General features: G+C 69.0%; 23 protein-coding genes. 3 read left to right on the top strand and 20 right to left on the bottom strand.

Annotation, left to right across the window (positions count from 1 at the left end; genetic code table 11):
* Window positions 1-5 precede the first annotated feature (5 nt).
* The 11 genes from ABZ896_RS10010 to ABZ896_RS09960 all read right to left on the bottom strand — a co-directional run bounded on the left by ABZ896_RS10010 (window position 6) and on the right by ABZ896_RS09960 (window position 11,987).
* Window positions 6-650, bottom strand: a complete 645-nt coding sequence (locus ABZ896_RS10010) for a 2'-5' RNA ligase family protein (protein ID WP_360924818.1) — start codon at window positions 648-650, stop codon at window positions 6-8.
* Entirely contained in the window at window positions 647-1,336 is a 690-nt protein-coding gene (locus tag ABZ896_RS10005) for a hypothetical protein (RefSeq protein WP_360924815.1), read from the bottom strand. The genes ABZ896_RS10010 and ABZ896_RS10005 overlap by 4 nt, the downstream gene beginning before the upstream one ends.
* Window positions 1,333-2,301 carry an endonuclease/exonuclease/phosphatase family protein gene (locus ABZ896_RS10000; protein ID WP_360924812.1) on the bottom strand — a complete coding sequence of 323 codons (969 nt, stop codon included), beginning with the start codon at window positions 2,299-2,301 and terminating at the stop codon, window positions 1,333-1,335. Before ABZ896_RS10000 ends, ABZ896_RS10005 begins: the two co-directional genes overlap by 4 nt.
* Before the next feature lie 44 nt (window positions 2,302-2,345).
* On the bottom strand, window positions 2,346-2,888 hold the full coding sequence (locus ABZ896_RS09995) for an NUDIX domain-containing protein (RefSeq protein ID WP_360924809.1): 543 nt from the start codon (window positions 2,886-2,888) through the stop codon (window positions 2,346-2,348).
* 132 nt (window positions 2,889-3,020) lie between these two features.
* Window positions 3,021-3,710, bottom strand: a complete 690-nt coding sequence (locus tag ABZ896_RS09990) for a class I SAM-dependent methyltransferase (RefSeq protein WP_360924807.1) — start codon at window positions 3,708-3,710, stop codon at window positions 3,021-3,023.
* Window positions 3,711-3,879: 169 nt separating this feature from the next.
* Window positions 3,880-5,673 carry an ABC transporter ATP-binding protein gene (locus tag ABZ896_RS09985; RefSeq protein WP_360924951.1) on the bottom strand — a complete coding sequence of 598 codons (1,794 nt, stop codon included), beginning with the start codon at window positions 5,671-5,673 and terminating at the stop codon, window positions 3,880-3,882.
* Between the two features lie 116 nt (window positions 5,674-5,789).
* Window positions 5,790-6,254, bottom strand: coding sequence for an NUDIX domain-containing protein (locus tag ABZ896_RS09980; protein ID WP_360924804.1), 465 nt, complete (start codon window positions 6,252-6,254; stop codon window positions 5,790-5,792).
* Window positions 6,251-7,141 (bottom strand): aminoglycoside phosphotransferase family protein, encoded by an 891-nt coding sequence (locus ABZ896_RS09975; protein WP_360924801.1) that lies wholly within the window; start codon window positions 7,139-7,141, stop codon window positions 6,251-6,253. Before ABZ896_RS09975 ends, ABZ896_RS09980 begins: the two co-directional genes overlap by 4 nt.
* 531 nt (window positions 7,142-7,672) lie before the next feature.
* Window positions 7,673-10,042: a Helicase associated domain protein gene (locus ABZ896_RS09970; protein ID WP_360924798.1), complete on the bottom strand. Its 2,370-nt coding sequence runs from the start codon at window positions 10,040-10,042 to the stop codon at window positions 7,673-7,675.
* A 91-nt stretch (window positions 10,043-10,133) separates the two neighbouring features.
* Entirely contained in the window at window positions 10,134-11,720 is a 1,587-nt protein-coding gene (locus ABZ896_RS09965; protein ID WP_360924795.1) for a hypothetical protein, read from the bottom strand.
* Window positions 11,721-11,849: 129 nt separating this feature from the next.
* Window positions 11,850-11,987 carry a hypothetical protein gene (locus ABZ896_RS09960; protein WP_360924792.1) on the bottom strand — a complete coding sequence of 46 codons (138 nt, stop codon included), beginning with the start codon at window positions 11,985-11,987 and terminating at the stop codon, window positions 11,850-11,852.
* A 69-nt stretch (window positions 11,988-12,056) separates the two neighbouring features.
* On the opposite strand from ABZ896_RS09960, the gene ABZ896_RS09955 reads away from it, so the two are divergent.
* The gene (locus tag ABZ896_RS09955) at window positions 12,057-13,082 is read left to right on the top strand and encodes a phosphotransferase (RefSeq protein WP_360924789.1); all 1,026 of its coding nucleotides are present in this window, start codon (window positions 12,057-12,059) and stop codon (window positions 13,080-13,082) included.
* On the opposite strand, the gene ABZ896_RS09950 is transcribed toward ABZ896_RS09955, so the two are convergent.
* The 9 genes from ABZ896_RS09950 to ABZ896_RS09910 all read right to left on the bottom strand — a co-directional run bounded on the left by ABZ896_RS09950 (window position 13,079) and on the right by ABZ896_RS09910 (window position 22,005).
* Complete coding sequence (locus ABZ896_RS09950) at window positions 13,079-14,161, bottom strand: zinc-binding dehydrogenase (protein ID WP_360924786.1); 1,083 nt, start codon at window positions 14,159-14,161, stop codon at window positions 13,079-13,081. The genes ABZ896_RS09955 and ABZ896_RS09950 overlap by 4 nt on opposite strands.
* 1,424 nt (window positions 14,162-15,585) lie before the next feature.
* On the bottom strand, window positions 15,586-16,830 hold the full coding sequence (locus ABZ896_RS09945) for an acyl-CoA dehydrogenase family protein (protein WP_360924783.1): 1,245 nt from the start codon (window positions 16,828-16,830) through the stop codon (window positions 15,586-15,588).
* Window positions 16,831-16,969: 139 nt separating this feature from the next.
* Complete coding sequence (locus ABZ896_RS09940) at window positions 16,970-17,557, bottom strand: GAF domain-containing protein (RefSeq protein WP_360924780.1); 588 nt, start codon at window positions 17,555-17,557, stop codon at window positions 16,970-16,972.
* Complete coding sequence (locus tag ABZ896_RS09935; RefSeq protein WP_360924777.1) at window positions 17,557-18,153, bottom strand: ATP/GTP-binding protein; 597 nt, start codon at window positions 18,151-18,153, stop codon at window positions 17,557-17,559. Before ABZ896_RS09935 ends, ABZ896_RS09940 begins: the two co-directional genes overlap by 1 nt.
* A 7-nt stretch (window positions 18,154-18,160) precedes the next feature.
* Window positions 18,161-18,559, bottom strand: coding sequence for a DUF742 domain-containing protein (locus tag ABZ896_RS09930; protein ID WP_360924774.1), 399 nt, complete (start codon window positions 18,557-18,559; stop codon window positions 18,161-18,163).
* Window positions 18,556-19,323 carry a roadblock/LC7 domain-containing protein gene (locus ABZ896_RS09925; protein ID WP_360924771.1) on the bottom strand — a complete coding sequence of 256 codons (768 nt, stop codon included), beginning with the start codon at window positions 19,321-19,323 and terminating at the stop codon, window positions 18,556-18,558. The genes ABZ896_RS09930 and ABZ896_RS09925 overlap by 4 nt, the downstream gene beginning before the upstream one ends.
* A complete protein-coding gene (locus ABZ896_RS09920) occupies window positions 19,320-20,693 on the bottom strand; it encodes an ATP-binding protein (protein ID WP_360924768.1) in 1,374 nt (457 codons plus the stop codon). Before ABZ896_RS09920 ends, ABZ896_RS09925 begins: the two co-directional genes overlap by 4 nt.
* Window positions 20,694-20,877: 184 nt before the next feature.
* Window positions 20,878-21,387, bottom strand: a complete 510-nt coding sequence (locus ABZ896_RS09915) for an ATP-binding protein (protein ID WP_360924765.1) — start codon at window positions 21,385-21,387, stop codon at window positions 20,878-20,880.
* 69 nt (window positions 21,388-21,456) lie between these two features.
* A complete protein-coding gene (locus ABZ896_RS09910) occupies window positions 21,457-22,005 on the bottom strand; it encodes an ATP-binding protein (protein ID WP_360924762.1) in 549 nt (182 codons plus the stop codon).
* Window positions 22,006-22,384: 379 nt separating this feature from the next.
* Here ABZ896_RS09910 and ABZ896_RS09905 point away from each other — a divergent pair, with 379 nt between their 5' ends.
* Window positions 22,385-23,809: an XRE family transcriptional regulator gene (locus ABZ896_RS09905; RefSeq protein WP_360924759.1), complete on the top strand. Its 1,425-nt coding sequence runs from the start codon at window positions 22,385-22,387 to the stop codon at window positions 23,807-23,809.
* Between the two features lie 14 nt (window positions 23,810-23,823).
* Entirely contained in the window at window positions 23,824-24,447 is a 624-nt protein-coding gene (locus tag ABZ896_RS09900) for a 2'-5' RNA ligase family protein (RefSeq protein ID WP_360924756.1), read from the top strand.
* Window positions 24,448-25,113 lie beyond the last annotated feature (666 nt).

The following is a 25,113-nucleotide window of genomic DNA, read 5'->3' as shown; positions in this document are numbered from 1 at the left end:
GCCGGTTAGAAGGTGCCCAGCGGCAGGACGGCGACGGGGTCCCAGTCCGCCTCCCAGCGGACGCCTCCGTCCGCTCGTGGGTGCGCGGTCCAGCGCACGTCGAGCAGGTGCAGGCGAGACACGGTCAGCGGGGCGTGGCTGGGGCTGATCCGGCGCAGGGCGCTCTGGAGCGGGTCGGAGTCGGCGCTGTCGTAGGCGTAGCCCAGGGAGGCGTGCCCGCGGCCCCCCTCATGGGTGATCGCCGAGGTGTCGCGTACCTCCCACAGCGCACAACGCGCCAGGTTCCGCAGGGCTACAAGGCGCTGGTCGGGATGGGTATCGAGGACGGCCCCCGAGCGGTTGGCCAGGGGACTTCCGCACAGCACGGTGAACGGCTCGATGCGCTTCAGCTCACCCTTGAGCGCGGTGATGAGGCGCGTACGCTCGGCGGCACCGATGTCGCTGCTGGGGGCGGAGGCGTCCATTTCGACGGTGATGTGCACGAGATCGTCGGGCACGCACCATACGGGATAACCGTCCAGGGTCTCGCGGCAGGCCGCGACGAGGTCGTGGAACTCCGTATCGGCTTCTTCGGGCCGGACATAGAGATGGAGTGCTCCTGCCCCGGATTCCCAGTCCTGGCCTTGGAAGGTCGGCACGAACTGCTTCATGATCCTTTTCCTGGTTCGGTGCGGCCCAGGTGAATCTCCTGGACGCGTTCGAAGGTGTAGGTGTTCGTCACTGGATCCTGCCGTTCCAGGACTAGCCAGAGGGAAGACACGGTGGCCCTGACGCGGGCGCCCGGGCGAAGAGCCCGGCCGAGTACGGAAGCGAGCCGGTCCGAGCGCGTAGCGAGTTCGGGCGTATTGGTGTCCTCAAGGCCATAGCCTCCGGTCATGTGTCCCCAGTACCAGTCGGCGGGCGGGGGCAGGGGCAGTCCTGCGGCATCGAGCCCTGCTCGTACGCCCAGGTAGAGCTGGTGCAGTTCCTCCTCGGGCCACATGTCGGCGACGGCTGCAGACGCGGACGCACGAGGCGGGCCGATCTCGATCCCGATCGGCGCGACAGCGGCGAGTGCCTCCTGGACGGCCGGCGTGGCCTGCCGCAGGCGTTTGGCGTCGATGCGCCGTCCGTCGCGATCGCGGCGCTTGATCTTCTGCATGGTCGCGTGCAGGTCACGCTCGGCGACCGGCGTGATGAAGTCCTGGTAGGGGGCCAGTACGTCACGGAAGCGGGCGAAGTAGGCCAGTACCTGGGGCTGGTCGTGCGGCAGCCACAGCACGTGCGGTGTGATCCGGTCCTCGTCCAGCCCGTCCGGGGTCGTCCACAGCCGCTCCGGGTTCAGGAACCGTCTCACCGCCCACCCTCCACGGAAATGAGAGCGGGATCGACGGCCGCCCAGATGATCCGGTGGTCCGAACCGGCCAGAGCGATCTCACTGTCCAGAACGCCGTACCCGGTCACGGCCGGCGCGACGGGACGGGTAGCGAGGATCAGGTCGATCCTGCGCGCTCCCCAGGGGTCGGGGTCGCCCTTGCCGTCCTCCCAGTGCCCCGTCGTCGCCTGCCACGGAACGCCCAGATGGGCCGCCACATCGACCATGTAGCCGTTGCGCAGCAGGATTTCACTCTGGCGCCGGTCGGCCAGCTGCTCCCCGCCGATGGTGCCGGCCTGCACCTGGTATTCGAGATCGTCGTGGTCCTGGGCGGCATACGCCTCACCGTCGTAGTAGACCAGCGCCCCGTCCGGACCCGGTACCCGGGCGGCGGACAGGCCGTTGAAATCACCGACGACGACGGCGGACTTCACGCCTCCGGTGCGGCGCAGGAGGCCCTTGATGCGCAGGGCCTCCTCCGCCCGCCAGTTCGGACGGAACGGGTCCCCCTGGTAACTGACGACGGTGAGGGGTTCGGCGGCACCGATGTCGAAGGCGATGGTGGTCAGCCCGTGCCAGAAGTCGGGTACGCCCAGGGGACGGTAGCTGTCCGGGACGTAGCCGGCCGTCTGGGGCTTCCACAGGGCGGCCGTGTACCAGGCTCGGTGGGGGTGGCCGTCGGCGGCCATCGCCGTGCCGTGCGGATACCCGTCGGTGGGTGTGATCGCGGCGGTCAGTCCGCAGTCGTCGGCGAAAGCCGCCACGGTGTCGGCGGCTACGGCATCCCACTGCTTGCGCGGGGTGTTCGCTGCGTCGACCACGATTTCCTGGACACCCAGAATGTCCGGGTCGAGTTCGCGGACGGCGGCGGTGCGGGCGTTCCAGGCGTCGGTGCCGTGGTCGCTGAGCTTGAGTTTGTAGGCGTTGTAGTTGCCTATCGTCAGCAACGGTATGTCCTTTCACAGCAGGTGAGTTGAGGTGCGCGGGCGGGTCAGGAAGCAGGGGAAGGTGGGGTGATCGGGTAGCCGTCTTCCAGCACCACCGCGCCGTCGGTAGCGCGCGCGTGGAGAGCGGCCAAGCCACGGCGGGCGTTCCCGGGCGCCATCAGCGCGGGGAGTTCGGCGGGGTCGACGAAGTCAACGGCCTCGATCTCGCCGGGGCGCGGGCGGATCGCGGCGATCTGTTCGCTGTCCCAGGTGCCGCCGTCGAAGACGTAGATGATCTCGCCGGGGAAGCGGGCGTCGGGGTCGAAGCCGGGTGTGGTCGACGGGACCCAGTCCACGGCCAGTGTCCGGCTGATGGGCAGGTGGACGCCCAGTTCCTCCAGGACCTCGCGAGCAGCGGCCTCGGTGGGGGCTTCCTCGGGGTCTACGGCGCCGCCCGGCAGGAGCCGTGTTTTGCGGTAGGTGACGCGTTCGAGCAGGATGCGGCCCGCCGTGTCGGTGATGAGCACGGACACCCCGGTCCACAGGGTGGCCCGGGAGGCCCCGTACTCGGCGGCCTTCGTTGCAGTGCCGGGTGGCAGGGAGGTCATCAGGTCTCCGAATCATCGAGTGGTGTACCGGGTTTGCGGTGCGGGCGGCGGCGCACGAGTTGCCGGGTGGAGGCGGGAGTCGTGAGGTGGGGGTTTCGGCCGGCTGTCCTGACGCTGGGGGTGGCGGGGCGGTCAAGGGCGGCGCCGGGCTTGAATGAGCTGGTCGACGACCGGGTCATCGTCTGGGCGGCCAAGGAGGTCGTTCGCCTCGACGGTGAAGCCGTGGTCGGTGAGCACGTCCTTCCACAGCTGGGGAGAGAGCACCCACAGATGCACGTCCTGCGGTTCCATGCCCTTGAGCTGGACTTTCAGCTGTCGCGGCTCGACGCTGCTGGAGGGCGGCTGAGTGCGCAGATCGGTGTGCAGGACGGAGAAGACGAGCCGCCCGCCCGGGCGCAGTCCGTGATGTACGGCGGGCAGGCTGCGGTGGGGATCGAGGTAGCCGAGACCGTGGACGGAATACACCAGGTCATACGGTTCGCACCGGGTGAGGTGGTCGACGGCGTCCCCGAGCAGGTAGCGGACGCCGGGGACGGCGGCGTACTGGGCGAGCGCGCGCTGGTGCTGGGTGGGGGCGACGTCGATGGCATCGACCTGGGCGTAGTGGTCGCGGGCGAGGTGGGCTGCGTGGTGGCCGCCGCCGCAGCCCAGGTCGAGCAGCCGCTTGCCGCGGATGTCACCCAGCACGGCGGTGCCCGGCCCGGTGCCTCCCGGTGTGCCCCAGTGGATCTGGTCGGGATCCGGTGTGCGGAATCCGCGGTCCAGCTGGAAGTTGCCGTAGGCGGTCCACGCCTGAAGATTCGCTGACTCCTCGGGCGTCATCGTGTCGTCCTGCCCGTCAGCTTCGGCCAGACGAAGCCCGGCTGCAGCTGCCCGGCATCTGCCTCATGTCGTTCGGTCGTCATCACAGTTCCTTCAGGAGGGGGGGACATCCGCAATCGGTGCGAGGGCGGGTGCCGCCCCGACACGTGAGGGGGCGGCACCCGGGCAGTCATCGGTCCTGTGACAAGGCGAGCAGCCGGGCGAAGGTTCCACCGCCGGCGGCAAGGTCCTGGTAGGTACCGTGCTCGGTGACCCGGCCCTCCTCCATCACGACGATCTCGTCAGCGATCTTCGTGTTCTCCAGCCGGTGCGTCACCACGATCGTGATGCGGTCCGCCGCCATGGCCTTGAGCGTCTCGAACGCCCGGTGCTCTCCTTCCGGGTCGACCTGGGAGGTCGGCTCGTCCATGATCAGCAGCTCCGGGAGCCGGTGCAGACCCCGGGCGCACGCCACCCGCTGCCACTGCCCGCCGGACAGTTCCACCCCGCTGAAGATCTCCCGCGCCAGCAGGGTGTCGAGCTGGTCGGGCAGGTCCTCGACCGCCGCGCGCAGTCCGACAGCGTCGATCGCCTCCCACACCGGCACGTCGCCGCCGGGGCGGGGCTGGCCAAGGTTGACGTTCTCCCGCAGCCGCAGCGGCCACTGCGCGAAGACCTGCGGGACCAGACCGGTCAGCGCCCACACGGTGTCCGGGTCCACCGCGGCGAGGTCGGTTCCGTTCCAGGTCACGGTGCCCTGGTCGGCCGTGAGGATCCCCGCGAGCAGCCGGGTCAGGGTGGTCTTGCCCGAGCCGTTGACTCCGACCAGCGCCAGGATCTGGCCGCGCCGCAGAGTCAGCGACACCCCGTCGACGGCCGGCTTGTCCTTGCCCGGATAGCGGTACACCGCCTCCTGCACCCGGACCTCGTCGAGGGGCGCCGAGACGGTCAACTCGCCGCGGTGCGGGGCCTTTTCCTGGGCCTCGTCAAGGAAGGCGGTCATGTCGCCGAGGTAGAGACTGGTGTGGAAGACCGCGGCGGCGCTGCGGACCAGCTGGGTCAGCGCACCCAGGGTGGTCCGTACGGCGAAGACCGCGGTCGCGGCGATCGCCACCGCGATCTGGCCGGTGGCCGCCAGCCAGTACAGCGCCGCCCAGGTGGCCACCAGGAACAGCCCGCCGCACGCCGCCGCCCCCAGGTTGATCCGCAGGATCCGGGGAGCCGCGGCCAGCGAACGCGCATCAGCCTGCTGCGACAAGGCCCAGTACCAGTACAGCAGGTAGCCGGCCATCGAGTTGGCGCGGACCTCGTCCCCGTACTTGGGGCTCGTCGCCCACCAGCGCATCATCCCCCGGGCGTTGCGGTTGGCGATGTTCGCGTAGTGGATGTCGTAGTCCACGCGCGCGGTGAGCACCGAGCCGACGCCCGCCGGGAGGACGGCCAGCAGCAGGAACGGCAGCAGCCGCCAGTCCAGCACCGCCAGGACCCCGCACGCCGTGACCAGCTGGATCAGCGAGGACATCAGCTGCTGGGCGTCGGCGACCATCACATGAGTGCGGATCACGCCCATCTCGGCAGCCTCCTGCCGGTCGTGGAAGCCGTCCTCGCTGTAGGCGGCGGCCTCCACCCGGCACACCGCAGAGACCAGCGCCGTGTCGGCCTCCGTGGTCAGCTTCGGGGTGATCCGCCGGTCCCCGTAGGCCGAGACCGCACTCGCCGTACGGGACAGGGCGGCCATCACCGCGACGAAGACCAGCGCCGACAGCGCCTGGTGCAGCCGCTCCTCAACGGTGCCGTCCCCCAGGAGCGAGCGCATGACCTTCGAGGTGGCGGTCAGCTGCCCGGCCGCCGCCAGACCGACCGTCACCTGGCAGACCAGCAGCAGGACGACCGCCGCCCGGTCGACCGCCCACGACATGCCCGCGATCCTCTTCATCACCGACGGGATCCGGGCGCACAACGCCCTAAACGAGATCCCGTCCATGGGGTTGACCGAGTACTGCCCGGTGTACTTGATCTCCGCGGGCGCCGGCGACGCAACCGTCGTCCCGGCCGCCTCGGTTGAGAGGCGGGAGCCCTGCGCGGGCACGGTCGGCTGGGTCATGACACGCCCCCGCCCGCCGGCACGCTGAGGGTGGTGTACCGCCGCCCGGCGGTGAAACTCGTAAGGACCTCCCGGGTATAGGCGTGGCAGTCGGGCGGCGGATTCCCGGGATCGATCCATACGATCGCGTCGTGCTTGTCGGGCTCGGCGTTGTGAGCCTCGCCCTGCCAGCGTTGAGCGGTGAACACGGCCCCGATCACCCGCACTCCGTCCGGGCCCTCGTAGTGCATCAGCTGGCAGAACTCCAGATCCTCGGGCGCGACACGGACACCGGTTTCCTCGGCGAGTTCACGCAGAGCGCCCTCGTCCACGAACTCCCCGGCCTCCAACTTGCCCCCGACCACGGTGACTTGACGCGGTGAGGTCGTGGATGCTGCGTTGTGCCGCACCGCCAGAACGCGGCCGTCGTCGCGTACCAGGACAACGATCACGTTCACCGGGCTCAGGTACAGATCGCTCACGCGGCCGGCACCTCCAGCCGGGCCAGCGTGGCCCGCCCGCGCTCGACGATCTCCTGGTCCCCGCCTGGCACGCCCCAGGCGATGGCGCTCGCCGCGTCCAGCGCGGACAGACAGCGCAGCGCCCGTTCCTCCTCGCCGGTAAGTCCGCGGCCGTACCCGTCCCAGAACGCCCGCTCTAGGTCGGGCCGCCCGACCCAGGGTCCGCAGGCGAGAAGGACGACATCGGCGACTGCGGCGTGCGGTCGGGCGCGTTCAAAGTCCACGGTCCCGAACGTGGTGCTCGCGCGGTCGGTGTCCAGCAGCCAGTTGCGGGGCTGGAAGTCTCCGTGGACATATGCGGCGGGCAGCGGTCCGACGTGGCTGAACTCGGCGGCATGCCACCGAACGGTCTGCTGTTCCTGGGCGCTGATCAGATCCCCGGCCCGTTCCAGGTGCCTGTCGGCACCGCTTGCGGCCCGGGCGATCTCGGCGGCGGCGTCCTTGTGGTCCTGGACCGATAGATCGCCGGGGCCGCCGTGGAAGCGCCGCAGCCAGCCTCCGGCGTGGCGGTGCAGTGCGCGCTCGCCGCCGGGGGTGAGAGAGAGTGACTTCACCGGGCGGCCGGGGACGGGTGAGAGGAGCAGCGCCTGCTGGTGCGCGTCGGCTCCCCTCAGCACGGGGACGGTGCCCGGTTCCAGACCGGGTGCCACTTCGCGCAAGGCGCGGGTCTCCCGGGCGAAGGACGTCGGGTTCGGGGACAACTTCACGAAAGCCCGCCCGGTGCCATAAGTCAGTTCCCACACGCGGGAATTGGGGCGGTCGTGGGAGACGTCGCGTTCGGACACGGGACCGACGATGCTCTGGACCCATTCCAGTAGCGCGGCCGGAATCGGAGTGGTGACGCTCATGCCCCCCACCTCGGATCCGGACGTGACATCTCCGCGATGCCGGCCGAGGTGCTGTCGCACATCGTCACAAGGCAAAGAGCAGCAGCCGCCCGGACGGCCCCGGGCTGTCCAGGGAGAGGATGGGCGGTGACGAGGGCGGGGTTCATGGAGACTCCTCAGGTCGACAGGACAAGAGAACGAGAACGTGCCGGTGGCAGGCGCCGAAGGCGGCGACCAGCACGCATCACCAACAGCGCGGCCCGCAGGCCGGGTTGGGGATGACTGATGATGACCGGGACAACGAGCCGGACACCGCTTTCGAACACGCGTGTTTGAGTCGCGTCCGCACCCCCGCGGTTACGCGGGGCGGATGTCGCCCACCCCTGAATGGAGCGGCGGACGAGAGCTCTGGTCGTGGCCGAATCGCCGCGGACCGGCAGCGTGATCCTGAGGACGGCCGCGGCTTCCGCGTTCGGTGCGCCGCTGCGCGGCGACGTCCCGTTCCACGGGCGTAAGGAAACGCGGGGCCGGGGACGCTGGCGGGGTTCGGCATCAGCCGCCTCCGGGCAGTTTGCGAAGTACGGCTCGCACGCCGAGCTGGGAGAATTCCCGGGCCATTTCTTCGCCGATGGCGTTGTCGCGGAGTTTTTTCCTCTGGTAGCTCAGCCAGGTCCCGAGTTTCAGACCGTCGGCCGTGACGTGGTCGTAGGGCACCTCGGCATGGCCATGCGCCTGGTGGAAGTCCTTGAGCGCCTGCACATGCCGGCGCTCATGCACCTCTGGTCCGTCGACGTGCAGTTGGTTGGCCGTGATGAGTTCGGCGTGCTCAGGTGGCAGCCTGCCAAGCTTGAGTCTCCTGAGCTGCAGGATGCGCCATGCCCCGAGTTTCACTCCGTTGGCGGTGATGTAGTCCTTTGGAACGACAGGGTGACCATATTCCGTCGTGAACTCCAGCCAGGCCGGAAAGCCTTGGTCCCAGGAGTGTGCAATGCGGTCACGGATGAAGCCGAGTTCAAGGAGTTCGGTTTGACGCTCGGCGCTCAGCTTGTCCCAGGTCGAACGCCGGTCGGTCACCTGGATCCCGAGGGGCCCGCCAGCCGGTGTCACATATTTCCGCGGGACATCGAGGTGCCCGTGCTCCTTCCTGAAGCTGACAAGGTCTGCGAGGAATTGCTCCCAGATGTGGTCGCGTTGGTTCCAGATGATGCCGAGCCGTTCGAGTTCGGCGGCCTCCTGCGAAGTCATCCGACCCTCGCGATACCGGATCTTTTGGTGCGTGAGCCATCGGAAGAGATGGAGTCCCTCCGGGGTCGTCCAGCCGCGGGGAGGCTGCAAATGCCCCTGAGTTTCGAAGTAGGCAGCGCTGGCGGCGATTCCTTCCGCCCAGTCGCTGCTGGCGGACCGGACGATCCGTATGGAGATGGCGCGGGCGAAGCTCGGCGGCACGGGAATCCCGCTGAAACTGATCCAGTCGGGAAGGGAGCTGTGCGGATCAGGGTCGTCCCGCTGGTCAAGGTCCAGTCTGCCGTGCTCGCGGGTGCCCAGGGCCTGGCGTGCGCTGTCGAGCCGCCGGCCGAGGGTGTCGTCGGTGGCCCGCAGAGCCTGGGCGACGCGCAGGACGGGCCCGAACTTCGTGCCCAGCAGGGCTTCTTCGGGATCGTCGCCGTCTTCGAGGAGGAGCGGGACGATGACGGAGGCGACTTTGCCGGTGCGGCCACCGGTGCGCAGGGCACGCCCGAGGCCCTGGACGATGTCGATGACCGACTCGCGGGGATCGCAGAACGCGACCCCGTCGACATCCGGCGCGTCGACCCCTTCGGTGAGTACCCGCGCGTTGGAGACGACCTTAAGGCCGTTGTCGCGGGTGCGGAGCCGCTCCAGGATCTCGCGTCGTTCATGGCCCGGCTGACCGCCGTGGACGTGGCCGGCCCACAGAGATCCGGGCGGGCGTTCGCCGGGGTCGAGCAGGTCGGCGACAGCCGGGAGTGTCGCGGCGAACCACTGGGCGTCGCTGACGCGTCGGTGGAAGGTGATCAGGTTCCTGATGTCGTGTTCCCGCGCCGCGCGCAAGATCGCGATCTGCCGGGCCAGCATGGCGGCGGACACTCCCGACCGCCCGACGCGGAAGTGGGTCTCCGCTTCGGCGAGCGCCCGCACCTCGTGGCTGGTGGCCACGGCGACCACGAGGCGGTAGTCGGCGAGCATGCCCAGTTCAATACCACGGGAGAACGGGATGTTCGTGCAGATGGGGCCGTAGATTTTCGGGTCGTCCATGCTGATCGCGCTGTCGCCGGTGATCAGCGGCGTCGCGGTCAGATACAGGCGCCGTTCGGCGGGCAGAGCGACGTCGTCGTGCACGAGGCCCCATGCCTTCGTGACCGGTCCGGCACTGCGGTGCGCCTCATCGATGATCACCAAGCGCCAGGGCGCAAGCCCGTGATGGGCATGGGCCGCGGCCAGCGTCGGCAGGCTCTGATAGGTGATGGCCACGGTCACGCGGCCGGGGCCCTTGGTGAAAGTGGCCAGCTGCTGCGGATCAGTGGTCACCATCATCGGCTGCGGCGCCAGCGGTTCTCCGTCCTGGTCCAGGAGGACACTGTCGTCGGAGCACACGGCGACGACGCGGCCCAGATGGGCGGCGCCCCGGTGGTCTCTCCAGTCGCGCAGGATCTGCCCGACCAGGTCGATGGTGGGCGCGACGATCAGCACGCGGTCGTCGGCAGCGACGAGGTGCGCGACTTCGCAGGCGGCGCGCGTTTTGCCGAGACCGCACGCCATCACCCCGGTGGTCCGGGGGCCGGTGCTCAGGGTTCGGGCGGCTGCGGAGACCAACTCCTGCTGGTGCGGCCATAGTTGCGGCCTGCTGCTGGCGGTGCGATCGATGAGAGGGCTAGGCACGGATTCCTCTTCGGCGTCGGGCACGGTTCGAGGTGCGAAAGACCGCAGGCGATTGCCGATACCTGGCGATCGCGGGGAACGGGGCGGGGTTCCGGGGAGGTTCACACGGGTGGGGCTACGGTTGGCCGGGCAGTCGGTCCATGGCCGCACAGACGGCATCGGCGAGATACAGGCGCGCCTCGGTGTCGTCCAGGCGGATAGCGTGGTGCAGGTCCTCAAGGGCGGCCAGGAGGGCGAAATCGCCGAGCAGGAGCTGCTCCCGCTCGTCCAGAGGCCGGCCATACCCCCGGAAGAAGGCGTCCTGCAGTGTGGGCTGGTCGCTCCACAGAAGCGACGGCCTGGCGAAGTCGGTGACCGCGGTCATCAACTGGGAGCGGGTGAACCCGGTCAGGGCCAGCGACCTGGTGGGCCGTTGCCACCGCCAGGCGCCGACTCCGAAGCAGCCGTGGCAGAAGGCGGCCGGCAGCTGAGGGAGTGCCTCTCGCAGGACGAGCATGCGGCGCCGGACGGCCGTTCGTCGTCCGGTCAGCACCGGGGAATCGATCCGGCCGAGCACGCGGTCGACGTAGTCGAGGTATCGCAGAGTGTTCTCTGCCGCTCGGGCCTGCCGGTCGTGGGTTCCCAGTGTGCTGTCGTGCAGGGTGCGCAGGAGTTGCCCGGCCTGCTCGTGCACGGATTCCCGGTGAAGGCCCGTGCCTGGGGTGCCGTCCATGCGTTCGCCCCGCGGCTCGCGGATCAACAGCGCGCGCAGTCTGGGGTCGAACCCGACCAGGTGGGGCGCACGTCCGTCGTCCAGCCGATTGATGGCGTGCCGGTGTGCGGATACCTCGCGCTGGAGGTCACCGTAGGTCCGGGGAACCCGGAGTTCGATGATTCCTTCTGGTGAGGACATCCGCCATGAGCGAGCACCGGACACGTCGATCGGCAGGGGCCACGGGTGGTGGCGGCCAACGTGATTGCTGACCCAGGTGGCCAGCTCCGGCGGGATCGATGCCATGTCCTTCTGCGGGCTTTGGTCTGATCCGGTCGGTTCGGGTTCCTGATCAGCCGGGCTGCTGTCGGCGAGGCTTCGGTGATCGGAATCCGCCGACGGCTGCGCGGGCGCGGTGTGCAGGAGGATGCCGGTGTCCGTGACGGTCAGGTGGAACGGAGGCAGACTCGACAACGGCTTGGAGGCAAAGCGCCGATCGACGGCACGGCCGGTCACTGCCTCCACCAGGACGGCGTGAACGGCGAGTTGGCACCGGTTGTCCGCGTGGAACGCGCCTACGAGCCGTGCTATAGCGGTGTTCACTGGGCCGACGTCGCGCTGGAGCCGGGCCGCGATGCGCGTTCCGTTCAACCCGGTCACGATCAGATCGAGGATCTGCTGATCGTCCTCGGACACTTCGGGCGATGTCCTGGGTGCGTCGGGCAGGTGGTCGCGCGTGATCAGACCGTAGACCGTGCCGAGGGCGGCGAGGTGCTCGCTGCTGTCCGCTGCGAGAGCGCCGCACAGCCGCCGCCTGCGCGTGTCTATCGCGGTCGTGCTGCTGAAGGTGATGTCGGCGATGTCGATGCGCCGGTGACCGGCGGCGATCAGGCGCAGGACGGTCAGGTCCTCCGTTTCCAGGAGAATCGGCGTACCGGCGGGCAGCGCGGGCCGCGTGGCGGAGACCGGGGCGGGCGGCAAGTCGTCGAGGTGTTCGATGGTTAGGGACATGAGTTAGTCGCTGTCGGCGCTCTCGGTGTGGTTGGTCGGTGTGTAGTGCGGGGGCCAGTTCGGTCCGTGACGGGGGCACGAACGGAACTAGCGGCAATCGGAGCCGGTCCGGTTCCGGCGGGTGGTGGATCAGGTGGCGAGAGCGAAGCGGTCTCGGTGGAAATCGACGGCCGTGTCGAGGACATTCGTCACGACCAGCCAGTGGTGATCGCTCAGGCCCGTCATGTCGACGCCCGCGACGTGCATTACGGCGCGCTGGTCAGGCATAGACGTCGTCCACTGGCTGCGTTCGCCGTACGTGCCGCAGGCGATCGAGGAGATCGGTAGCCTGCCGGTGTGACTTCTGAGGCGTCTGCACCGGACGTGTCCACCGACCTTGCGCCCTTGGTGAAGGCGTACGACCTGGGCCGGGTCCACGAGGTGCGCTATTTGGCCGAGGGCCTGATGAATCGCAACTGGCGCCTCTCCACGGCGCGCGGCGACTTCGTGCTCAAACAGATCCTCGATGTGTCGCTGCCCCTGGCGCGGCGCAACCTCGCGGTCGTGGCTGCGCTTGCGACGGCGGGTGTGCCGGCGGCCCCGGCCGCGCTGACGACCGGCGGGGAGTTCGTCTTCGAGACGGACGGCCGCGGTTACGCCCTGTTCCCGTGGGTTGAGGGCGAGCACATCGCCGGGACCGACCTGAGAGAGGAGCAGGCGTGCGCGCTCGGCGCCGTGCTCGCCCGCATCCACGGGGCGCTCAACGAGGTCGGAAAGGAGCTGCTGCCCGAGAAGCCCGCCGGCCTGACCGCGTCGGTGGCCAGCCCGGACAGGGCACGCTCCGAGGCGGAGCGTTTCCTGGCCCTGGCCGCGGCTTACGGCAGCGCGTTCGCCGCCGAGGCGACCGGCTTTGTGCAGCAGCGCCTGGTGCTGCTGGACAAGTACGCGGGCCAGCGGCCGACCAGCGATGCGCCGCTGGGCCCGTTCGGCTGGCGGCACGGCGACTTCCAGCACCTGAACGTGAAGTGGTACGAGGGCCGGATCAGCGCGGTGCTGGACTGGGACCGGATCCGGGTCGGCTCGTTCGGCGAGGAGGTCGCCCGCTCGGCCACCTTGCTCTTCGGACGCGAGCAGGGTGACCTGGATCTGGCCCGGGTGACGGCCTTCGTCCACGGCTACCGGTCCGTGCGTCCTCTGGCCGACGAGGACCTTAACGACGCGGTGCTGCGCCTGTGGTGGAAGCGGATGTGCGATTACTGGCACCTGGAGTTCCATTACGACCGCGGCGATCACTCGTGTGATCACCTGTTCCTCTCGGCTTCGCTGTTCTTGGAGTGGTGGACGAGTCACTTCGACGAGGTCCAGACGGCGTTCGTGGCCTAGAACCGGATCAGCGCGCGCACGCCGGCACACTCCGAGGCGTCCCCGAGCGCGTCGTTGATGCCCTTCAGCGGCCGTGTCGAGGTGATCAGGGGCTCGGCGTGCAGCACGCCGAGCAGCAGCATGTCGGCGTAGCGGGGGATGTCGGCCTGGGTCCGTACGGAGCCCATCACGGTGCCGGTCAGGGACCGGCCGCCGCGTAGGAGACGGCCGGGCACGTTGATGTCGGTGTCGGCCGGCAGCATGCCGATGACGGTGGCCCGCCCGCCCGGGGCGAGAGCGTAGAAAGCCTGCTCGGCGGTGTCGATCGAGCCGACCGCTTCGATCGCGTGGTCGACCCCGCCGCCGGTGAGTTCCTTGATGTCGGCGGCCGTGGCCACGTTGGCGAGCAGGGTGTCGGTGGCGCCGAGTTCCTCGGCTATGGCCAGGCGGTGGGGGTGTTCGTCGACCGCGATGATGCGGGAGGCCCCGGCGATCCGTGCGCCCTGGACGGCGCCGAGGCCGACCCCGCCGGTGCCGATGACGGCGACGGCGGAGCCCGGCGCGGGCCGGTTGACGTTGAAGACGGTGGCCAGTCCGGTGGTCAGGCAGCACGAGAGCAGTGCGCCGGCCTCGAAGGAGATGCCGTCGGGCAGTGGGATGAGGGCGTGCGCGTCGACGACCATGAGTTCGGCGAAGGCCGAGACGCCCAGGTACTGGCGGATCGGATCGCCGCCCAGCCGCATCCTCTGGTGCTGGCGCTGTTTGGCCGATGGGTCAGTGCAGTAGACCATCGCGCCGCTCAGACAGGCGGCGCACTGCCCGCAGAACGTCTGGTCGCAGACGATGACCCGGTCCCCGGGGGCCACGGAGGTGACGCCCGCGCCGACGGCTGCGACGGTGCCGCTGGCCTCGTGTCCCAGGACGGTGGGGGTGGGGTAGGGGAACGCGCCGACGGCGAAGTGGAGGTCGGTGCCGCAGATCCCGGCGGCGGCGGTGCGGACCAGGACCTCGCCGGGCTGCGGCTCGGTGAGCTGGATGTCGCGGATCTCCAGGGGCTGGCCGGGGGCGGGCAGGACGGCGGCCTGGCAGGTGAGGGTCACAACAGGGCTCCTTGGGGCGGTCAGGGGTTGAAGAGGCCAATTGGGGTCGCCATGAAGTTCCTCGTCTGTCAGTGCGGCGAGGGGATGTGCCGTGCACTGCGATGCCGTCGGGGCCGGACAGACCTGACCGGCCCCGCGTATGGAGGGGCTGGCTGCTGTCCCCGCATCACCTCTGTCCGGAGACAGCAGCCAGCAACTCAGGGAGAGTCAGGGGCTCTTACCGGTGGAAGCTTCTGAATCGTGTGGTTACGCCGTTCCGTTCGTGATGGGCGAAGCGAACTCTTCGGTGTCGTAGCCAGGCAGGTGTTTCCACGGATCGGCAGCGGCGCCGAAGCGCGCAATCTGCTGCGTCAGGTCGAACAGCATCGGCAGAACGGCAGCCGCGATGTGGTCCCATCGTTCATCCGGCAGGTGAGCGCGGTGCACCGTCACCGGCTGGCGCCGAGGGGATTCCCGGCGAGCATCACTCCAACACCGCCAGGCAGCGCCCCGCGGTGCTTGCAACGGAGACCTGCACGGACGTGACTCAGGGAACAGGTCCGATCGCTTCCGCAGGCCGTGCAGACCGACGGCCAAGGCTTCTTCGCGGTCCCTGGATAGGGGACCTTCGGTTCGTACCCGGCAGTGCGCAGCTCGGCGGCGAACCCGGCGCACGGGCAGACGGCCCCCCTCTCCGTTATGTCGTTCAGGCTGAGGGAATCGGGTCTGGAGCACGTCGAGCACTCAAGAGCCCAAGCATCGGAGCGTCTGCCCGGGAAAGTACGACGTGGGCGCCACCCGTGCTGGGCAGCCAATTGCACTGCCATCTGCGGAACAACACTCTTGTGCTTACAAGTGCGTCCTCTTCGGAGGCGGTTGAGGGTCACGACGCGCGGAGTGCCGCACACCAGGCATTCAACGGCGACCGGCAGCACCGACGACACGAGGGGAGGCAACCCGTCCCTGGTGTGACGGTACTGAGCCGCTTGTATCTCGGCGAATGCCTGAGTGGCGGACGTGGTCGGGCTCATGGACACGGATGGGGCTCCTGCAACGCTGGTACGGGGCGGAAGCGGACCTCCGCCGGGAGGCCGGTTGTCTCCTGAACGAGGGACGACACTGTGCGCGCGATCGTGGTGATCCGATGGCGCAGCTCAAGGTGGCGGCCGGTGAGGGAGGTCACTGGTTCCCCATGGTTGATTCGATCGCTGGCTGGAGCAGGCCCGGTGTCCGGGCCGGTTGGTCGCTCCAGCCCTGTGCCGCAGAACCCCACACTCGGCGACACAGGGCCAGGAGCAGCCCCTTCGTTCTTTCAGGAGACGCCAACAACCGGAAGAACAAAGGGACTTCGCCCCGCCACCGGACCGGGAAGGATCGGCGCGGCGTCAGGGCGCGGACCCGTGGGAGGCAGGTTGTGATTCACGGGGGCTGCCGCGTACGGGGGCTTATGCGGGGGGCGGTTCGGGGGGCGCCCAGGACGCGTCGGCGGCCAGCCACTCCGACCAGCTGATCAAGCGCTGGTGGAGAGCCTCCGCCGCGAGATGGATGAGCTGGACCTCCCCGGTTCCGGCCGGCGGATAGGTGTACTGGACGTCGCGGAAGTACCGCTGGAGGGGGTAGTCGATGCCGAGGGCAGCGGCGGCGTGCAGTTCCATCGCCTCGCGCGCGGAGTCGGCGGCGAGCCGGTGGCTGGTGTGCTTGGCGCCGATCAGCTCGGCGTCACAGCTCGCGCCTTCGTCCAGCAGGTTCACAGCCTGATAGATGGCGCCCCGCGCGGTCTGGAATCGGTCCTGCATGGCGCCGAGGCGGAATCGGGGGACGGGGAGGTCGGACAGGTGCCCGTCGTAGCGGGGGCGGGCCGCCATCCACCGGGCGGTTGTCTCCACGAGAGCTTCGTGGATACCGAGGGAGACTGCGCCGAGGTTGGGGCGCCCGTAGAGGATGCTGGAGCTTTGCGCCACGGCCATGCCCCGTCCGACCTCGCCGAGGACGTTGCCCGCCGGTACCCGGACGTGGTCCAGGCGCAGCCGGCCCGCGCTGAAGCCGTGCATGCCCAGTCCCCGCCGGTGCTTGTCCTTGGTCAGCCCCTTGCGGCCGTCCTCGACGAGGAACGCGGTCAGAGCCCGGGAAGCGGGGACGTCGGGCGGGGCGGTGCGGGCGACGACCACATGGAGGCCGGCCAGGTGGCTGTTCCCGATGTGGAGCTTCTCGCCGGTGATCACCCACCAATCTCCTACCTGCTCGGCGACCGTCTCGATACCCCCGATGTGGCCCCCCGCATCCGGCTCGGTGACCGCGATCGAGAACAGCGTCGTCCCCGCGGCCGCCTGCGGCAGCCACAGGGTTTTCTGCTCGGGGGTGCCCCAGTTCTGCACCGCGCCGACGGGTATCAGACTGGCCTGGAGGATGGCCGCCGCGGCCCCGGACACTACAGCTGCGCGGTGGATCAACACGGTCTTGGCGACATGCCCGGCCGCCATCCCGCCGTACTGGGAGGGGATGGTCACACCGAACCATCCTCTCTGGGCCATGAGTTGGGGAATCCTCCGCTCGATCTTGTCCGGGTGTTCTTCCATGAACTTCACGCGGGGCGCGATGAGTTCGGCGGCGAAGGCGTCGGCCTCGTTCCACAGCCGATGGTGGTCGGGTCTGAGGAGGGTCGTGAGCGCGGGCGGCGGTGTGGTGGGCATGGTCGTCTCCCTCTCCCTGTACGGGGTCGCAAGGCGCAGTGCGGCCGGGCCCCGGGGTTCGGGGGGCTGCCGGGTGGGGGCGGCGAAGGCGTGGTGTAGACACAACCCGCGTGCGGAGGGTTCCTGCGCGGGCGGCGCCTCAACGAGTCGTCGGTATGGGGATCTTGAGGATGTCGGCGGTGATGAACGTGGTCTTGCGGACGGTGGATTGCAGCCGGACCGCGTCGGCGAGGGTCCTCGGCTCCGGGTCGACGATGCAGACGGTGAGCAGGACCAGGCCGGTCGTCTGGTCGACGATGGGCTCGCCGAAGTAGGACTGGATGCCGATGGCATCGACGACGTGGTTGCTCTGGAAGCGAGGGGATGCGGCCACGTCGGGCAGGGGCAGGCCGAGCTTGCGGCGCACGACTTCCGGGCAGTAGCCGTGGTCGCGGCGCATGGTGCGGCCCACGGTGGGATAGCCCGACTCCGGCGGCGGGTTGTGCAGGCCCAGGAACGTCTGCTGCTCGCCGAAGGCGTTCACCATGGCGTGGACGAAGCCGCTCTGGCTGGCCATCTCGGTGGCGATGTCGTCGAGGATCTCCTGGCCCTGCATGGTGATGCCCAGCTCGGCGAAGCGAGTGAGGCGGGCGGACATCTCTGCGAGTTCGGTGGCCGGGTCGTCCGTGAAGGTCTGGATCCGGTGCTGGGTGGTGGGGGCTACAGCCGGGGGATAAGGGGAGGTCATCACGCGTCCAAGAGGCTGGAAGTAGCGGAACGAATCTGTACGACGTACTTGATGAGAGCGCGCAGTGCTCCGGCCACGGACTCCGGGCGGCGGGCGTCGCAGAACAACACCGGCACACGGTCCTCGACGTCGAATGCCTCGCGGATCTCCGCGATGGGCCGACGGGGGGTGCCGGGGAACACGTTGACGGCGATGACGTACGGGAGGCCGATCTCCTCGAAGAAGTCGGCGGCGCGGAAACTGGTGTCGAGCCGGCGGGTGTCGGCCAGGAGCAACGCGCCGAAAGAGCCGTCCGACAGGTCGTACCAGAAGTCCCAGAAACGGGGCTGTCCCGGTGTTCCAAACAGGTACAGCTCGATCGGGATGGGAACGTCCCATCCGACCCGGCCGAAGTCGATGGCGACCGTGGTGGTCGTCTTCCGTTCGACCCCGTTGAGGCTGTCCGTCGCCGCGCTCTGCTGGGTGATTTGTTCCTCGGTGCGCAGGGGCGGGATGTCGCTGACGGAGCCGATCGCGGTGGTCTTGCCCACGCCGAACCCTCCGGAGATGACCACCTTGCAGACCATCCGCTCGCCTGCCTGGGAACGATGGGTCATGCCGGTCTCACCCGGCCTTCACGGTCGTCTGCGGCCACCGGGTCTTGAGCGCGGCGCTCAGCGCGAGCAGTTTCTGCGTATCGCGGTCCTGGCCGGGTGTCTCCGGCACTGGAAGGCTCACCGCACCGGCGTCGATCAGGTCGGAGACGAGCACCATCACCGCGGTCAGGTGCACCTTCAGAAGCCCGGACAGCTCGACGAGCGGGCGCGAGTGCTGACCGCACAGCTCGATGATCTTCGCGCTCTCCTCGGACACATCGGGCGGCGTGCGGCGCCCGGCACCGACCACGGTGTGCATGCTGAGCCGGTGACGCGGGCGAGTGCGCCCGCCGGTCAGCGTGTACAGGCGGACGATGCTGGACGTCTCGTTTGCAGGGTCCGGATCCGGGCCGGGACGGGAGTTCATTCGACACCGGCGCCCAGACCATCGTGCACACGAACAGGGGTGGTCATGAACGGGGCGAACCTCTGGACCAGTCGGCCGGCTTCGAAGGAGACCCCGTCCACATCCGCGTCCGGGCTGATGAACACGACCAGGATCGTCGCCACAGTCCTGCCGTCGTCGTGGAAGGCGCTGCCCGCGCCCGCCTCGGTCGCCAGGAACAGGACGTCGTCCCGATCGATGAGGCACTGCTTCGCGGGCATCTGCTTGTCCGTCGGCCCGGTCAGGCCCCTGGCGAGGCTGACCACCGAGGCGAACGCGGCGGCCGTCTTCTCCGCCCAGTCTCTGTCCATGTGCGTGACGGCCGCCTGGAGCATGCCGTCCCGGGAGGCGAGCAGAGCGTGCGTGGCGCCGGGGGTGTCGGCAACGTACTCGTCGAGCAGCCGGGCCAGCTGCTGCTGCACTTCCTTGGGCGAGGTAAGGGGTGTGGTGGGGTCGTGGGTCATGACGTGGAACTCCGGGGTGAGTCGTGGAGTGGGGGACGGATCGACCTGGAGGCCGACGTGCAGATTGAGGCGCCATCCCGCTGCCGTCCGGGGGTTCGCGGCCTGGCGCGCTACGGCCGGCTCCTGCTCGGGGGACGGCACGGGGGCCGGCTTCCGCCTGCGCTTCGGAAGAGAGTGCGTGACGCCGAGAGACCAGACGGCGGCGTACGCGTCGAGCAATTGGGCCAGCTCCTGCCGCATCTCCTTGGACGAGGGCCGGGGTGCGGTGGGGGCGTGGGTCATGAGGTGGAACTCTGGGGTGAGTCGTGGGTGGGGGGTCGATCGGCCTGGAGGCCGGCGCGCAGGTTTCGGCGCCAGCTCGCCGCCGTCCGCGGGTTCGCGGCCTGGGTCGCAACGGCCGGCTCCTGTTTGGGGGACGCCGCGGGGATCGGCTCGCGCCTCCGCTTCGGGAGGGGATCCAGGCCCCCGGATCCCGCGCTCTCGGGCGGCGGGGCGGAAGCGGCGGCCGGGACGGGCGGCGGAGGCGGCTCGCGATCGGCCGTACGCTCCGACTCCCGTCCGGGAGTGCGCACGGATTCCCGCACGGCCGGGACGGAGACGGTACCGATGACCGGCGCCGCCGGGACAAGGTAGTGGTTCGGCACGACAACGTTGGCCGTGGTACCGCCCGTCGGGTTCACCGACAGCCACACCTCAAGACCGTATTTGGCGGCGGTCTTGGCGGCGACGATCAGACCCAGGTTGCCCGTGCGGACCTGCTCCGCGATGTCGACGGGGTTCGGGTCGCACAGCAGCTCGTTCAACCGGGCCCTCTTGATGGGATCCATGACGAGCAGCGCACGGTCCTCGACCTCGATGACTATGCCCTTGGCGACCTTCTGTGCCCGGACAATCACCTTGGAATTCGGGTCCGAGCTGTCCAGGCCGTTGTCGATGAGTTCGGCCAGCAGGTGCGTGACGTCGGGGTGCACGTGAGCGGGCAGCGCGAATGCCGCGCCCACGTCAGCGCTGGCGGTCAGCACCCGCTCGTACTTCACGACCTCGCTCTTCGCACCGCGCAACACGTTCGATACCAGGGCCGCGTTGCGGGGCTGACGCAGCGACTTCCCGCCCAGGACGATCGCCACGCTCTCGACCAGACGGCGCAACCGTGTCGCCAGGTGGTCGATCCGGAAGATCCGGTGGAGGAGATGCGGGTCCTCGATACTGTCCTGGAGCAGCGTCAGGTGCTCCAACATGCCTGCGATCAGGGTGTGTTGGCGCCGAGCCAGGGTCTGGTGCATCGTCACCAGGACGGCCGCCTGCGATTCGTTGTGCACCCTCAGCTGCGCGGCGACCCCCTGCACCTTCAGGTTCCCTACTGCCGCCAAAACCGTACCGAGGACGCCGGTCTCCTCCAGGTCGGGCTCCTTGGGCAGCGGGGGAACCTTTCCCCGGCACAGCTCCTCCGCAGTCCAGATGAGGCTCTTCTCCGTGGCCGCCACCGCGCTCGCGACCCGCTCCAGGTCGGCGTCGCGGGCGGCCTGCAAGGAAGCAGCGACCGCGTGCACGCGTGCGCCGCCCACGATCCCCGTGACCAGCAGACTGCCCGCTAGAGCGATCGCGGTCTGCACGACGGTCAGGCCGAATGCCGCGGTCGCGGCGACGGTCACGCAGGACAGCACCGTGATACAGGCCAGAGGAGCGACTAGCGCGCCGGCGACCGTGTCGAGCAGGTAGCGGTCTATCCGGGGGCGGTTTCGCCCGCGGCGACGGTGACCGGAAGAGCGGGGGACGGGCTGGGGGGAAGGCATGGGGTCCTCGGCGTAGAGGGGGAAAGCGGGCTGGTGGCGCTCTTCAGTAGGCGGGGAGGATGACCTGTACGCGCTTGCCGACGGTCTGGGCGTCGTCGTCCTTGGTCACGGTCCACGACAGGCGGCCCTTGTACTGGGCGACCCACCACAGCCCGTTGGGCGTCCTGCCGTCGTTGCGCTGCGTGGCTCCGGCGAAGCCGGGGAACTCGTGGGAGGCGTCCTCGACCTCGATGGCCAGCTCGCGGGTGTCGGCGTCCACGGCCAGGCGCAGGCTGACCGTGCCGTCGGGGAAAACCGCGCCGTGGCGGACAGCGTTGTCGATGAGGATGGCGGCGACGCTGGCGGCCCTGGTGGCGTTGCCCGGCCAGCGTTTGCCTTCCAGCGTGGTCCGTACCAGCTCGCGCGTGTACGCGTCGGCGTCCGGACGGACTACGACGGTCAGACTCAGCTCGAAGCCGGCCGCGATGTCCTCGCGCACCTCTAACGGAGCGGTGGGGGCGTCGGCGGGTGTCGCATGAGGCTCGGTGGGGGCGGCGTCAGCGGGGGACGGCATGACAATCCTCAAAAGTCGTGGTTCACGGGGGCCGGCGGGACGGGTAACGCCAGGGGGAGGGGGCGGTGTTCAGGCACGGAAGGGTGGGGATGGGCGCAGCCGCACTCGCACGGATTTACCGTGCTCGGCGTCCGGCGTTCCCCAGGCGATCTCGCCGCCGAGCGCACGGACACGGCCAAGTCCCGTGTCCGGCCCCGCGTTGACGGCGTCGGTGAAGCCGGGGAACCGGGGGTCCGGGTCGGTCACCTCGATGACCAAGTCGCCGTCCTCGGAGAGGGACAAGGCCAGTTCGACCATCCCGTCGTCGAGAACGTCCACGGGATGCAGGACTGCGTTGTCCACGATCTCGTGCACGACTTGCAGGGCCTCATCCCGGTCTCCCGGCCACCCGGACATCGTCAGCCAGGTCCGGGCATGCACCCGCGCCAGCCGGACCGCTGTCGGATGCACCGGCCATCCCCGCACGAACGGCCGCAGACCATGAAGGAAGGCGGGCCTGCTGTCGCTCGGATCGTGCACGCTCTCATCACCGTCCGGTCCAACAGACAGTGCAGGGGCATCGGTTGCACGCATCTGAGCCGAGACAACGGTGAGAGCAGCGCTCACCATCTGCGTCATGCAACGACTCCTTGATCCGGCACCGGGACAGGTGTCGCCCGCGTGGCGAGACCGTCCCAGTCACGCGTGTCCTGACCAGCTGACATCTCTGTCCTTGGGGCTGTAGTTATTTGCGGTGCTACTACGGTTCCAAGCCGGACAGCTCACGTCACGGGCGCCAATGACCAACTTTTCTGGACGCCCAACAGCCCCTTGACCTGGGCTGATTGACAGGCCCAGGTAGATGGTTGGACTGCGTATCCCGCACTTTCAAGGTCACCCCCGCCCGGGAGAGCGGCGACGCGGCTACTTTGAGGTCACACACCGCACCGGGAGCATGCCGATGAACGCTTCCTCAAAACCTGGCTCCAAGGCAGACCGGGACGCCCTCCGCCAGGACATGACCGCCGCCGGATGCTCGCTCGCGGACATCGCCATAGAGATGCGCACGCGCTTCCGTATGCGTCCGAGAGAGGCTTGGCGGCACGCCAACGGCTGGACGCTTCAAGACGCAGCAGACCGCATCACCCAAGCCAGTACCAGAGCCTCAGGCGAATATGTCGCCGCCGACGCATCCCTCGTGGGCAAGTGGGAGAAATGGCCCGGCCCTTCATCGCGCCGACCCAGCCTGCCCGTCCTGTTCGCCACGGCGGACGCCATGGGGTGCCGGGTCGAAGACCTGCTCGATTTGGAAGACCGGCGTATGCTGCCGGAGGCAGACCTCCAACTGCTCACCCGCCAGCCGCAATCCGTCGCACCGCCGATTGCACCGATCACGCCGTCGCCCATCGTCACCCCAACTGGCCCCGCCGGGACGGACCTTCTACGTCTCGCCGCCGACGAGTCCGCGACATGGGCACAGTGGGCGGAATCCTCGAACGTCGGCGACATTGCCCTTGAACAACTCGTGGCTGACACGCGGACGCTCGCCTCCGACTACCTCACGTCAGAACCGCTGGCGCTCTTCGCGAGGACCCGGGCACTGCGCGACCGTGTCTTCGCCCTTCTCGAAGGCCACCAGTACCCCCGCCAGTCGGCAGACCTGTACGTCGCCGCCGGCTACCTGTGCGGGCTCCTGGCCTGGATGTCCTCCGACTTGGGCCAACTCCGCGAAGCGGACACCCACGGACGGACGGCATGGCTGTGCGCCGAACTGTCCGGGCACAACGACCTGCGCGCCTGGGTGCTGTCGACCCGCTCCAAGGTGGCGTTCTGGGATGGCCGACTCCGCGAGGCGGTCAACTTCGCCCGGCGCGGCGCCACGTACAACACCACGGGCACAGTCGCGGTGCTGCTCGCCTGCCAGGAAGCCGACGCCTGGTCTCAACTCGGGGCGCAGGAAGAGGCCACGGGAGCCCTCTTCCGTGCCCAGGACGCGCGCGCAGCAGCAACTCCCGAGGACGAGATCGGCGGCATATTCTCCTGCTCGCCCGCGCGGCAGGAGAACTATGCGGCAGCCGTTCAGCTGCGTATCGGCCAGCCAGCCGATGCCCTGCGGTCCGCCGACAACGCCCTCGCTCTCTTGCACGCGCAGCCGATCCGGGCGTACGGCACCGAGGCGCAGATCCACATCAGCCAGGGCGCAGCCCATCTCGCCGCGGGCGAAGCAGAAGGAGCGCTCGAAGCCCTCGCGCCCGTCTTCGCTCTCCCCTCGGACCACCGTATGACGCCGGTCACCCGCCGGCTCGGCGAACTGTGCTCTGGGATCGGCCGATCAAACTGCGGCGGCACCGCAGGCACCGGGCTACGCCAAGCCATCGAAGAGTTCTGCCGCGACTCCGCTCCCAGACAAGCCGCCCTCTCGCCAGGGTCGGGCTCCACCTGATTTGATCACGGACTATGACCACGCGACCCGAGACCATGCAGAACCACTGGTGGTGGCGGCCCGGTTGGAGTGTCGGCCGCCGCTTCTACACCTGGCACCTGACGTTCGAAGGCCAAGACGATGTGCACCGGCTGGCCGCTGAGTACCGGTCCGCTCTCGCCCCTCTCGGAGATGTCCTCACTCCGATCCCTGACCGGTGGCTCCACCTGACCATGCAGGGGATCGGTTTCGTGGGCGAGGCTAGGGAAGCAGACGTGAACGCCATTGTGGAGGCGGCACGCATACGCCTGGCCGCCATTCCGGCTTTCAACCTGCGGATCGGGCCGGAGGTCCTCGATCCCGAAGCGGTGCTGCTGCACGTTCATCCCGATGGCCCCGTCCGGGACGTCCGGCACTCCATCCGGCAGGCCATTGGCGATGTCCTCGATGAGGTCCCGGAAAACGCCGAAGAGTTCACGCCGCACGTCTCCGTGGCGTACAGCGCCGGAGACGGGCCTGCCGAAACGCTCGCGCAGATCCTCGACGGCATCGACCTCGCACCGGCGCACGCCAGCGTTACCAGCGCAGAACTCATCGTGATCCATCGAGATAACCAGATGTACGAATGGGAGCCCTTCGCGAAGGTGCCTCTTGGCTAAGCAGCTGCCCCAGTCACCGCTCGACTGGGCCCCGGGCGCGCCTGCGAGGCAAGCAGGCGCGCCGACGAGCAGGGCAGGGACTGAGACGGACGTGGACGAGCCCCCTGCGCCCTGATGGGTGACAGCGTTACTGCTGGCTATGCTCCGCGGTAGCACCGCTGGTTGTGGGCCGGGAGCCTCCTGCACGACGAGGGAGACGCACCCTATGCCCTACCCCCCTTTTCGCCAATCTCGACACGGTCCGGATCACCCGCGTCGATTCCTGCGGCCAGCCCGTCTGCGACCACAACGCCCGGTCTGCATTCCGTTCACGATGTTGATCATCAGCTGTTCGATGTGTCGCGCGCTGGCTTCCTCGGCGCAATTGGCCCCACCAAACTCGGCTCGACCTGGACCCACTCGTTGGTTCGATTCCGGCCCGCTCTGGCCCCTTCCTACGGATCTACAGCAGGTGTCAGGTGGGGCCAACGGAGGCCGGATCAGCGGGCGTCCGGTTTGGGCTGGTCCAGCTGAGGCCGGAAAAGTGGGGCCGTCCAGCGGTGTTAAAGCCATTCGCGCGCCCCATCATCACCCTCGCCGCCGCACCGGCCCATGCCGACACCGAACCCTCACCCCGCCCACGCGCAGGCCGCGCGGGCGGGGTGGCAACGGCGGCGGACCTCTGGA

Source organism: Streptomyces sp. NPDC047072 (assembly GCF_040643855.1).
GTDB lineage: Bacteria > Actinomycetota > Actinomycetes > Streptomycetales > Streptomycetaceae > Streptomyces.
Note: the sequence above shows the minus strand (reverse complement) of the source record. Positions and strands in the feature narration are given on the sequence as shown.